The following is a 12,272-nucleotide window of genomic DNA, read 5'->3' as shown; positions in this document are numbered from 1 at the left end:
GACCTTGCCAAACTTTTAACACATCATCAATTTTTGCTTCGGCCAATGCAAAGATATCAGGAAATTTTTCTATAAACCGATAGTAATATCCAAGTCCCTGATTCACTCTTGTTTGCTGTAATATTATTTCTGAAACCCATATAAGGTAAGGGTTTGAAGTGTCACGCCACGGTAAATTACGCTTATTCAGTTCATACCAATTAATTAATTTCAGACCTACCATTTCAAAAAAAACATATATTTGTACAAAAAAACATGCAAAAATGTGCGTTATATTTTATTAATCTACAATAAAGATATATATTTGCATCCTGAAATTTTGTAAACATAATAAATAATAACAGTTAAAGACATGACAAAGGCAGATATTGTAAATGAAATTTCCAAAAGTACGGGAATTGAAAAAGTTACTGTTCAAAAAACAGTTGAAGCGTTCATGGAAAGCGTAAAGAAGTCGTTGGCTAAAAACCAAAATGTTTATTTGAGAGGATTTGGAAGCTTCATCGTTAAAGAAAGAGCTCAAAAAACTGCTCGTAACATTTCGAAAAATACAACTATCATCATTCCGGCACACAATATTCCTGCTTTCAAGCCGGCTAAGACGTTTGTCAATCAAGTTAAAAGTAATGTTAAATAAGATTGGTTAAGCCATCTTGAAAATCAATAGAAAAAATGCCAAGCGGAAAAAAAAGAAAAAGACATAAAATGGCAACTCACAAGCGGAAAAAACGCTTGAGAAAGAACAGGCACAAAAAGAAATAATTATTTATTTTGTGTTCGTAGTATAAAGAACCTAAAATTTTCTTTGTGAAAGTTTTAGGTTTCTTTCCTTTTAGATGTTGTTTATTATCCTAATTTTTATACTTGCCACTTACTATGGGGTTTGAGGAGGAAAACAATTCACTCAGATCTCGTTTAACATAAAGTTATTAAAGAACAATATCTAATTTCATTAAAGAATATAATGATTCATTCTGAATCTCAGCTGGCGAGTATTTTACCTTCAAACAACTCTAAATACGCGCCGGTTGATCTTGGAAAAAACAATAATCATTATGTTTTAAAGAATGAGTAAACAGAAGTATAACCTCCCAAAAACAGAAATGGGTTGTGAGTAATGAATTAATTATTGATGTAACCCCGTCCGAAATTGTAATTGCACATTTAAAAGACAAACAGTTAGTTGAACTGAATAAAGAAAAGAGTAATCTGCAATTTTCGGTAGGAGATATCTATCTGGGCAAAGTAAAAAAAATTATGCCCGGCCTGAATGCTGCATTTGTTGATGTCGGATATGAAAAAGATGCTTTTCTGCATTATCTTGACCTGGGGCCTCAGGTTCAAACTTTACAAAAGTACCTGGAAACAGCTATGCAGCGTAAAGGAAAAGCTCCGTCAATGCAACGCTTCAAACAGGAAGAAGATATTGATAAAAAAGGAAAAATTGCAGACATCCTTAAATCCGGACAACCGATTCTGGTTCAAGTCGCTAAAGAACCTATATCAACAAAAGGCCCCCGTTTAAGTTCCGAAATTTCCATCGCAGGAAGAAATTTAGTATTGATTCCTTTTTCCGATAAAGTATCCATATCACAGAAAATATCATCCCCGGAAGAGAAAAAACGTCTCAGGACGCTCGTACAAAGCCTTAAACCAAAACATTACGGAGTTATCATCCGTACTGTAGCCGAAGGAAAAACCGCTGAAATTCTGGATGAAGAGTTACGTGAACTGGTGAAAAAATGGGAAGATGCATTCAGCAATTTGCAAAATGTACAAATTCCCAAGCTATTCCTCGGAGAAATGAACCGGGCATCTACGATCCTGCGTGATTTGTTAAATGGTACATTTTCCCATATCTTCGTAAATGATGAACACTATTATAAGGAAATAAAAGAATACATCAACTCAATAGCTCCAGAGAAGGAAAAAATTGTCCGCCTGATCAAGGAAGGGGTTCCCATTTTCGAAAGATTTGGCATTAACAAACAGATCAAGGCATTATTCGGCAGAACTGTTTCCATCCGTAACGGAGCATACCTGATTATTGAACATACCGAAGCCCTGCATGTCATTGATGTAAACAGCGGCAACCGTACAAAGTTGGGTAATGATCAGGAAACAAATGCATTGGAAGTAAATCTAATTGCGGCACAACATATTGCCCAACAATTACGTTTGCGCGATATGGGTGGGATCATTGTCATAGATTTCATCGATATGTATACAGCCGAACACCGGTCTAAATTGCTTGAAAAGATGAAAGAAGCAATGGCTGATGACAGGGCCAAGCATAACATACTTCCGGTCAGCAAATTCGGCTTGATGCAAATCACCCGGCAACGGGTACGTCCTGAGTTGAATGAACAAACCGTTGAAAAATGTCCGACATGTAAAGGAACGGGAGAAATAACACCTAGTGTACTGTTCGATGATGATTTATATAATAATCTGTCATACATGGTGCAACAAGAAAAGCTCAAACATGTGACCATCCACCTACATCCTTATGTTGCAGCATATCTGACCAAAGGCTTCTTCTCCTCCACCCGCAAAAAATGGGCACGGAAATTACATTGCCATATAAAAATAGTTCCCATATCTACTTATTCATATCTTGAAGCCAAGTTTTATACGAAAGACGGGGAAGAAATTTTTCAATAATTTGTCTAGCAGGGAATAGAAATGAAAAGATTATTTTTTATCATATTTTTCATAATCAGCATACTTCAATACACTACTGCACAAGCATTTGACCCGGTAAAATGGACATTTTCCGTTGAAAAGCAAACAGCAACGGAGGCTGATATCAAATTCGTTGCAACCATAGATCCCGGCTGGTCGATGTATGCAACCGAAATGCCTGAAAGTCCATCCCGACCGATTCCCACATCTTTCACCTTTGAAAAAAATTCTAATTATGAATTGGTAGGTAAAATTGTAGAAGTCACAAAACCTGAAATCAAATATGATGAAAATTTTGGGATCGAAGTGGGTCAATTCAAGAATATAGCCGTTTTTCATCAGAAAATCAAAATATTAAAACCTGAAGAATTTACTCTTAAAGGTCAGTTGGAGTATATGTGCTGCAATGAAAATAGCTGCTTACCTCCCAATCAAGTGGATATTTCCGTGAAAATAATTCCTGAAAAAGAAAAAAAGTCGGCAATACCTGTAACAAGTGCTAAACCTGAGAACAAAAAAAATGATATTGAACTAATCGAAGAAAAAGAACCCATTCAAACGATTAAGCCAGACGCCATGCCCCAGCTCCACATTGAAAAAGACGAAACAATCATTTTGGATCAGGATACTTCTGAGCAGGAAAGTTCATCATTATGGGGGTTCTTTCTTATGGCATTATCTGCCGGGTTTCTTGGAATATTAACACCTTGTGTCTATCCCATGATCCCTATGACCGTTTCATTCTTTATGCGTGATGAAACCAAGCGATCCAAAACCATTACAAAAGCCGTTATATTCGGAATTTCCATCATACTGATATATGTATCCGTAGGTTTAGTGGTAACATTGACCAAAAGTGCTGACATCACCAACCAGGTGATTGCACATTGGCTGACCAATCTGATATTTGCTATTATTTTTATCATTTTCTCCTTGTCTTTTTTCGGATTATTCGAAATCACCCTACCTAGTTCCTTAACCAATAAAATAGACCAGAAAGCAGATAAAGGAGGATATATCTCAGCATTTTTTATGGCATTAGCGTTGGTAGTGATCTCTTTTTCGTGTACCGGACCTTTTGTCGGCAGTATTTTAGTATCCTCGGCGCAAGGATTGGCGATCAAACCTATTGTGGGAATGTTCGGGTTCGGCCTGGCTTTTGCTTTACCATTCACGCTTCTGGCCTTTTTCCCTTCCCTAATGAAAAAATTGCCCAAGTCGGGCGGATGGATGAATTCTGTAAAAGTCGTATTTGCATTCATCATGCTTGCATTTGCGTTTTACTTCCTGTCTTTCTCCGACCGTAACCTGGAATGGAATCTTATTTCACGGGATATTTTCCTATGTGCCTGGATCGTCATTTTCGGATTGACCGGATATTATCTTCTTGGAAAGATCAGATTTGCCCACGACAGTGAAGTGCATCACGTAGGTGTTACCCGGTTGTTCTTTGCTATTGCTTGTTTTGTATTTACCATGTATTTGTTTACCGGATTATTGGGAGCACCCCTGCAAGCGATTTCCGGGTTACTCCCCGCTGCCAAAAATGATCGCATGGGAATATCCCAGCAAATCATATCCTATCAGCCTGAAAACCATTTATGCGGAATCCCAAAATACAGTGATCATGCTAATCTCAGCTGGCCGTTAGGTTTACAGGGTTATTTTGATTATGATGAGGCATTCAACTGTGCAAAAGAGCAAAATAAACCGGTGTTGCTTATTTTTAAAGGGCATGCCTGTGCCAAATGCAAGGAAATGGAAGCGAATATATGGCCGGACGCTGAAGCCCTGAACTTAATGAACCAACGGTTTGTATTACTCGCCTTATATACTGATGATACTACAACCTTACCCGAAGACGAACATATTACTTCTTCTTTCGATGGAAAAGTAAAGAAAACGATGGGACAAAAAAATGCTGATCTACAAATCACCCGGTACCAGATCAATACTATCCCATATTATGTCATTCTTGATATAAAAGGCGAAACTATTGCAAAAATGGGATATACCAAGGATGTTGAAGAATTCAGGGATTTTTTGAAAAAGGGAATTTTATAGACAAATATTTATTCTGTTGTATCCTGATCTCCTGAAAATAAAATCTGCAACACTTCTCCTTTTTTCATTTTAACTTCAATTATTCCATTTTCAGCTATGACATTTTCCAAAACTTTTTTGTCTATCTCATAGCTCATCTTTTTTTCTGTTACCGGAAATCTTATCTTAAAATCATTATCCACCATCGCCCTGACCTGTGCTGATGTTAAACTACCGTCTTTCCAGGCAGCACTGACTTCCGCACCTCCCCGGGCCCGAAAACGGTCAAATGAACCATCGGAGAACAAATCAGGTAAAGCCGGCAACAAGTCTATCATTCCTGCATGGCTTTGCAAAAACATTTCCGCAATTCCGGCACATCCACCGAAATTACCATCAATTTGAAACGGAGGGTGTGCACAAAACAAATTAGGATAGGTTCCTCCCCGGTTCGAGTAATCAAAATCAGCATTATACGTTGGTGTCAATAAATTACGAAGCAGTACATATGCATGATTTCCGTCACCAAGACGCGCCCAGAAATTAATTTTCCACGCCCTTGACCATCCGGTTCCTCCATCCCCTCTCCGTTTCAGGGTTTCCCTTGCAGCCTCGGCAAGATCCGGAGTCGTCAAAGGAGTTATCTGGTTTCCGGGATGTAATCCGTATAAATGTGATACATGCCTGTGATGCGGTTCTACTTCTTCATATTCCTCTAACCATTCCATCAACCGGCCATCACTTCCTACACGATTAGGAGGTAATTGCATTACTGCCTGTTGTAACTTTTCCCGTAAATCCGGGTCTGTTTCCAGTATAACAGAAGCCTGTATTGTATTCTCAAAAAGTTCACGCACCAACTGATTATCCATGGTTGATCCCATACAAATATTCACTGCTTTTTTTGTCCCCGGCATATAAAATGCGTTTTCCGGTGAAGTTGTCGGAGCAGTGACCAACCAGCCATGTTTGGGTTCTGTGACCAATATACTCAGGAAAAATTCCGATGCCCCTCTTAATATGGGATATACCCGTTGAAGATATTTTTCATCACGATTATAATCGTAATGCTCCCAAATGTGTGCACATAACCAGGCCCCTCCCGTATTGGTTGCGCCCCAGGAAGGATGCTCCCCCGGCGCTGTGAACCCCCAGATATTGGTCATCATATGTGCTACCCATCCATCGGCATTATAAAATGCTTTGGCTGTTTTTTTCCCTGGTTCTACCAAACTTCCGGTTAACCGCAACAAGGGAAGATGTAATTCAGCCAGATTGGTAATTTCCGCAGGCCAATGATTCATCTGCACATTGATATTCATATGATAATCCCCATTCCAGGGAGTATTGATCGTATTCGCCCAAAGTCCCTGAAGATTCGGTGGTAATAATCCCTGCCTTGTACTGGATATCAACAAATATCTACCATACTGGAAATATAACTCCATTAATCCGTTATCTGCCGGATTAGAAGCAAATGCCAGTAACCTTCGGTCCGTAGGAATTGTATCCCTCCCGTTATGAGGTTTCAATGTCAGACTAGCCCTGTCGAACAAACCCTGATATATTCCTGTATGCTGGGCCTTCATGGTTGTATATTTTTCCTGAGCCAATGCTTTATCTAACAGGTCCTGACATTTACGGTCAAAATTAGTATCTTTATAATCTGTTGTCGCAGAAATAATTAATATCGCTTCCTGAGCACCGGATATTTGTAATTGCTTACCTTCCGTACTCACCTTTCCCATACCGACCAGCTTCACTCCTACCCTGGCATTATAGCGCATTCCATTACCATCCGTACCATTGTTCAACTGTCCGGACATCAGAAGCTCATCACCTTTGACACTCACCTCAAATGCCTGTGGCCTGTCAATGCCTACATTAAAATTCAACTTACCGCTTTCGGATGCATACAAACGGATCACGATCACATCATCTTTAAAACTGGTAAAATATTCCCGGGAATATTTTACATCATCCAGCACATAAGATGTCCTTGCTACAGCATCATTTAAAGACAGTAACCTGCGATAATTTTTCACCTGAAAATCGTCTTCAGGATAATGATAATCAATATGTAATTTACCCAATAACTCATAACTACCGTATGGAACATTCGCTCCACGTCCTCCTCCTGAACCTTTTCCCTTACATACAAAGGTTTTGTACACAAGTTCCTGAGCCTGGTCATTCTTTCCCTCAAACAATAATTTTTGTATCTGAGGTAAGTATTTAGCTGCTTCAGGATTATTTGGATCCTCAGGACCTCCCGACCATAGTGTAATATCATTGAGTATTATGGTTTCTTTTTTTATTTGCCCGTCAGACATTAACCCTAACCGTCCATTACCTAATGGTAAATTCTCTTCCCATCGCCTGGCGGGATGATCATACCAGAGAAGGTAAGTAGAGTGGTTTTTATAATCAATGGGGGTATCACCCATACAGCCCGACAACAGTAATAAAAGGATAATCGTTAAGTAAAATTGTAATTTCATGGAATTAATTTTAAGCACATAGTGCTATTTATTGCTTTCTTAAGTTGCATTGATCGAATCGGTTACATTCATTAAATGCAACATCAATTTATTGGTATTACTTAATAAAGGCAAACATACAAAAAACTTCAGAGATTACATATAGTATCTGATCCTTACCTGATACAAAATCTACATATCCGATATTTTATAGTTGATTATTTTTCCATAAGTAACATTCAAAAATATAGATAGAATAATATGGAATAACATGTTGTAAATTCTTTTCTCACTTTATCCGGGACATTGCAAAGTAATGAACTTTGAACTGACTTGTCCTGAAAAACTATACAGATTATTTACTTTTTGTCCTAATTGGACTTGACAAAATGCATTATTATCCTAAAGTGACTTCTAATCCAAAATTAGAAGTTTTCTCTCTAGAATGGTAGTTTTCTCATTTTTTTACCGAGAATGCTCCCTAAAGGGAACTTTCTCCCTTCTCTTGTGGAAAGGGGTTGGGGAAAAGGTCATTCTCCATTCAATAAGAATCCATTTTTGTAAAATAAATAACTTTCTTCAATTATTTCCGGCTCATCTGCATTCAGTACATATAATATTTCGCGACAAAATTCCAACTGAGCAGTTCCGTTAGCGGTAACGATATTACCATCGCGGACGGCTTTTTTTCCGATATAATGCGCATCACCGGTATATTTTTCGCCTGCCGTATTTTTCAAATATTCGAGCATATTGCTCGTGTGCTTTACATGATTGAGAAATCCGTGTTTACCGAGAAAAACCGAAGCATTGCAAATTCCGGCAACCAACTTATTTTCCCGAATCATTTTTTCCACTAAAGGAACTAAGGATTCCGCTTCGGGCGAGAACCAGTTGTTATCTCCGCCCACTAGCACCAATCCGGCGTAATCTTCGGGCAAAGTATAGATGTCGTAATCCGGTAAAATCCTAAATCCACCGATAGAAACTATGGGTTCTTTGGAGAGTGAGAGGGTTTTTGCGATGTATTTAACCGGTCTTCCGGGTTTTACACCTGTATTTAAGCAAACGGCGGTATGTGCAGCTTCCCAATCGGCAAAACGGTTTAACAATACAAAAATGACTTCTTTTTTCATATTTACTTCATTTTATTACACTTGCAAAGATACTTATAATCTTTCGGAAATTACAGTCAATTGGACTTATCCATTTTAATTCTCAACCCGAAGCTCTAACATTATTTTAAAGCTATTGATATCCAATTGAAGATCGGGTAAGAACCTGACCATCCATCATCCCGGTAAACTCTGATTTTCCCTCAAAGGACAGAATATCATCGGCTGTTTCAGGCAGAAATATCAGAAAGTGGTGCAAACCATCAGCCTTCATAACAGGTCCGCCATAAAATCCCAAACTGACAAAGGAGAAGGTTTAAGAGGGTAATTCAGGCAACTCTCCAGATATTTACTATCTTTGTATAATATAGGATGCACCACGGCAAAGATTACGAACAAGTTCGACACTCTGTCCTCGGTTTTCACTATCTTTGTATAATATAGGAGGCACCTCGGACAAAATTTCAAGCAAGCTTGATTTTGCCTCTCGGCTTTCACTATATTTGTCGACGAGGGGGAAGACACTTTTTGAAGATAAGTATCATTGGAATATGTTTCCATTTAATCATATTTTTAAGTTGAAAAAGATTAATGAAAGAATTGATAGAAACATTGACAACAGGATTAAACGGCAGGATACTGTTTTGGGTGATTTTTCTTATTCTTTTTGTTTATATACCATTTCTACTGATTCATCTTAGGAAAAGAAAGGAGAAACAGGCAATTTTTGAACATGACAATAAAGACGCTGTAAAGGTATACCTCAAACCTGATTCTATGGGTACGCTGACAGTATACAGTATAAATAGTAAAGAACCAACCCCTTTTTATGAAATAACGAGACAAGGATTCTATCTGTTTCAGGGAGAATATACAATAGGGGTTCAATACCATTGGGCAAAGACAGATGCATTTTCTGTGACAGGTTATGAGAATTTCAATATAGCGCCAAGAGAAATAACTATTTATGTTGAAAAAGGCAGAACTTATTCATTGGGATACAACATAGATAAAGATAAATATGAGTTTAATGAAATAAATACTAATCCCTGACAAACCCACCGATCGATGGTGGAATAATGTATAAAAAGATATAGCATAATGAGTAAACTTATTTTCGAACTTGAGGGGACGCCCGTAAAGAAAAACGTATTTAAGAAATACCGTAGTTATGTGGCGGTATTTGATGATTCGATCCACATTGAGTTGAACGGAGATAAAGATACCATCCCGTTGAAAGATATTTTTAATGCTTATATCAAAGAGCCTTTTTCGGAAAATGTACCTTGCCGCACGACGATGATCGAGTTCGCGGAAGAGGGTGAGGATAACTGGTATGAGCTGGAAGATGATGTTTTTGAAGGGTTATCGGCAAAATTTGAGAAGTTGTTCAAAAACGAATGGAGTGTAGTACGTAAAAAGAAGGACGAACTGCCCCTTAGAGTCAGGTGGTTCAATGCTACATGTGTTGTTTTAAGAGTATCTGCGGAGCAAGACCCAGAACTTTTTGGCGGCTATTACCCCAACTCCGATTCCTACGAAGATACAAAAGAGATCCTGTACGAAAGTTGGGGGCTTAATAATGAACACGACTTTAAGGAAATGCTGGCGAGCCTGTATAACGGCCGGGCTGCCAAAGAATATGAATCAGATAAGGAAAAATTTGACAATGAGCTATTTACTCATATCCAGCAGACTTGCGGTGATAAAGGTATCTGGGCCTGGGATTTATGCCGGCTCATACTTTTATGTGGATATGGTTACCTATGTAATTATATCTCTTATGAGGAAGCTTTAGAATGGTGCTCCAAAGCAGGTAAAAAAATGCAGTCGATATACACTAGCTGGGATGATATGATGACTAGCTATCTACTGGGTTATTGCTACTGGTCGGGCGAAAGAATCGACGATCCGACCACTGAAGTCTATGCTCGTGCAAATATCTATCAGTTCCTTCGCAAACAATATGATGGACCTTTCAGCATCGATTGGCATACTGAACTGTAATTATCCCCCGGCATTTGCCACGGCAAGTTTTGTGAAGTGTAAAAAGGTAATACAAAATCCCATAAAAATGTAAACAAATTTTTTACCTACAATATCATATAAACAAAAACAATACGTATTTTACAAAAAAAGGCCGCCTCAAAATAATGAGACGGCCTTCATCATATCAAAAATATGCTTACCGGGCATATTTATAGTCTTTACCCCAATAACGGGCATCATTACCCAAACCTTCTTCAATACGAAGCAGTTGGTTATATTTAGCGATCCGATCGGAACGTGAAGCAGATCCGGTCTTGATCAGTCCGGTGTTCAATGCTACTGCTAAATCTGCAATGGTCGTATCTTCCGACTCACCTGAACGATGGCTCATAATGGCTGTATATGATGAACGGTAAGCCATATTTACAGCATCGATGGTTTCGGTAAGAGAACCGATCTGGTTTACTTTTACAAGGATGGAATTGGCCACTTTCTTTTCAATTCCCATAGCCAGACGTTTTGTATTGGTTACAAACAAATCATCACCCACCAGCTGAACTTTATCTCCAATGGTATCGGTCAATAATTTCCAACCATCCCAATCATCTTCAGCCATCCCGTCTTCGATAGAAATGATGGGGTATTTGCTGGTCCAGTTTTTCCAGTAGTCTACCATTTGCGCAGGAGTTAATTTATCTCCGTTGGATTTTTTGAAATGGTATACTTTTTCATCTGTCAGATAATATTCAGATGAGGCGGGATCAAGCGCCAGATAAATATCTTCACCCGGTTTATAACCGGCTTTTTCAATAGCCTGAAGAATAACAGTAACCGCTTCTTCGTTTGATTTCAGGTTAGGAGCAAAACCGCCTTCATCACCTACATTGGTTGAATATCCTCCTGCTTTCAATACCGACTTCAGGTGATGGAAAACTTCAGCTCCCATACGCAAAGCTTCGGAAAAATTAGCAGCACCTACAGGCATGATCATGAATTCCTGGAAATCGATGCTGTTATCAGCATGCGAACCTCCGTTAAGGATGTTCATCATGGGAATAGGAAGTGTATTGGCATTCACTCCTCCGACATAACGGTATAATTCCTGTCCTGTTACCTGTGCTGCTGCTCTTGCTACTGCCAGGGAAACACCTAAAATCGCATTAGCACCCAGGTTACCTTTGTTCGGTGTTCCGTCCAACTCGAGCATACGGGCATCAATAGCATTCTGGTCGGTTACATACATACCCGTCAATTCATCGTTCAAAACGGTATTGACATTATTCACGGCCTGTAAAACTCCTTTACCCATATAACGGCCTTTGTCGTTATCACGTAATTCAACAGCCTCATGAACACCGGTTGATGCTCCGGAAGGAACGATAGCACGGCCTGTACTTCCGCTTGAAGTGTAAACATCCACTTCTACTGTAGGATTGCCACGTGAGTCAAGTACCTGACGACCTACTATTTTAATGATTTGTCCCATAACTATATTTACTTATAAATTGATGATTAATTTACTGAATTACTATTTGTTCTGTCCAAAAGAAAAAGACCTTCTTTTTTCGAATCGCAAAAGTACAAAATTCTGTTGTATTGTGTATATGAATATATCGAAAACTTGCTTACAAAAAACACAATAACCAAACAGTGTCATCAATAATACCAAACAATTAGTGTCATAAGTAATTGTTCAAAATTATATCATACATATATGAAATCATTTTATACTCTTCTTTTTCTTGATAAAAAGAAGCAACTGAGCGAAGCGGTTTCACGAACACCATATAAATTATCAATGGTGAGTAAAAATCAAGGCTTGTTTCCTCAGCGACCAGCCGCTGCACGCTACGGGACGCCGGAAGAACTACCTTCGGTGAGATCGCTCCGCTAAGTTCGCCTTACGGCTCAGACAGCTTCCGGCTTGCCCCTTCACTTTGCAGGACTGGTGCCCGCTTCC

Annotated in this window: 10 protein-coding genes; 6 read left to right on the top strand and 4 right to left on the bottom strand. The window is 38.8% G+C overall.

The genetic code is table 11. The features are described from left to right. Positions 1-223, bottom strand: a 223-nt coding sequence (locus LBQ60_06145) for an A/G-specific adenine glycosylase (protein ID MDR2037487.1), incomplete at its 3' end; no start/stop codon positions are given. A gap of 129 nt (positions 224-352) precedes the next feature. Here LBQ60_06145 and LBQ60_06140 point away from each other — a divergent pair. The 3 genes from LBQ60_06140 (at position 353) to LBQ60_06130 (ending at position 4,749) form a co-directional block, all read left to right on the top strand. Beyond that, the gene (locus LBQ60_06140; protein MDR2037486.1) at positions 353-637 is read left to right on the top strand and encodes an integration host factor subunit beta; all 285 of its coding nucleotides are present in this window, start codon (positions 353-355) and stop codon (positions 635-637) included. A 473-nt stretch (positions 638-1,110) separates the two neighbouring features. Continuing rightward, positions 1,111-2,664 (top strand): Rne/Rng family ribonuclease, encoded by a 1,554-nt coding sequence (locus LBQ60_06135; protein MDR2037485.1) that lies wholly within the window; start codon positions 1,111-1,113, stop codon positions 2,662-2,664. Between the two features lie 21 nt (positions 2,665-2,685). Continuing rightward, positions 2,686-4,749 (top strand): thioredoxin family protein, encoded by a 2,064-nt coding sequence (locus LBQ60_06130; GenBank protein MDR2037484.1) that lies wholly within the window; start codon positions 2,686-2,688, stop codon positions 4,747-4,749. A gap of 8 nt (positions 4,750-4,757) precedes the next feature. Here LBQ60_06130 and LBQ60_06125 read toward each other — a convergent pair whose 3' ends face one another. Both LBQ60_06125 and LBQ60_06120 read right to left on the bottom strand, forming a co-directional pair. Then, positions 4,758-7,229, bottom strand: a complete 2,472-nt coding sequence (locus tag LBQ60_06125) for a glycoside hydrolase family 95 protein (GenBank protein MDR2037483.1) — start codon at positions 7,227-7,229, stop codon at positions 4,758-4,760. 509 nt (positions 7,230-7,738) lie between these two features. Continuing rightward, positions 7,739-8,344, bottom strand: coding sequence for a glutamine amidotransferase (locus LBQ60_06120; GenBank protein ID MDR2037482.1), 606 nt, complete (start codon positions 8,342-8,344; stop codon positions 7,739-7,741). Positions 8,345-8,914: 570 nt separating this feature from the next. Here LBQ60_06120 and LBQ60_06115 point away from each other — a divergent pair. Beyond that, the gene (locus LBQ60_06115; GenBank protein MDR2037481.1) at positions 8,915-9,376 is read left to right on the top strand and encodes a hypothetical protein; all 462 of its coding nucleotides are present in this window, start codon (positions 8,915-8,917) and stop codon (positions 9,374-9,376) included. 48 nt (positions 9,377-9,424) lie between these two features. Further along, a complete protein-coding gene (locus tag LBQ60_06110; protein MDR2037480.1) occupies positions 9,425-10,330 on the top strand; it encodes a DUF1266 domain-containing protein in 906 nt (301 codons plus the stop codon). Between the two features lie 178 nt (positions 10,331-10,508). On the opposite strand, the gene eno is transcribed toward LBQ60_06110, so the two are convergent. After that, positions 10,509-11,798, bottom strand: a complete 1,290-nt coding sequence (eno, locus tag LBQ60_06105) for a phosphopyruvate hydratase (protein ID MDR2037479.1) — start codon at positions 11,796-11,798, stop codon at positions 10,509-10,511. A gap of 228 nt (positions 11,799-12,026) precedes the next feature. Between eno and LBQ60_06100 the strand changes: the two genes are divergently transcribed. Next, a complete protein-coding gene (locus LBQ60_06100) occupies positions 12,027-12,206 on the top strand; it encodes a hypothetical protein (GenBank protein ID MDR2037478.1) in 180 nt (59 codons plus the stop codon). The last annotated feature ends 66 nt before the right edge of the window (positions 12,207-12,272 follow it).

This window comes from Bacteroidales bacterium (assembly GCA_031275285.1).
GTDB lineage: Bacteria > Bacteroidota > Bacteroidia > Bacteroidales > UBA4181 > JAIRLS01.
The sequence above is the reverse complement of the archived record's forward strand: the minus strand, read 5'-3'. Positions and strand labels throughout refer to the sequence as shown.

Coding starts and splice junctions, on each gene's coding strand:
- LBQ60_06115 (MDR2037481.1), top strand. CDS start 8,915: ATGAAAGAATTGATAGAAACATTGACAACAGGATTAAACGGCAGGATA.
- LBQ60_06140 (MDR2037486.1), top strand. CDS start 353: ATGACAAAGGCAGATATTGTAAATGAAATTTCCAAAAGTACGGGAATT.
- eno (MDR2037479.1), bottom strand. CDS start 11,798: ATGGGACAAATCATTAAAATAGTAGGTCGTCAGGTACTTGACTCACGT.
- LBQ60_06110 (MDR2037480.1), top strand. CDS start 9,425: ATGAGTAAACTTATTTTCGAACTTGAGGGGACGCCCGTAAAGAAAAAC.
- LBQ60_06100 (MDR2037478.1), top strand. CDS start 12,027: ATGAAATCATTTTATACTCTTCTTTTTCTTGATAAAAAGAAGCAACTG.
- LBQ60_06130 (MDR2037484.1), top strand. CDS start 2,686: ATGAAAAGATTATTTTTTATCATATTTTTCATAATCAGCATACTTCAA.
- LBQ60_06125 (MDR2037483.1), bottom strand. CDS start 7,229: ATGAAATTACAATTTTACTTAACGATTATCCTTTTATTACTGTTGTCG.
- LBQ60_06120 (MDR2037482.1), bottom strand. CDS start 8,344: ATGAAAAAAGAAGTCATTTTTGTATTGTTAAACCGTTTTGCCGATTGG.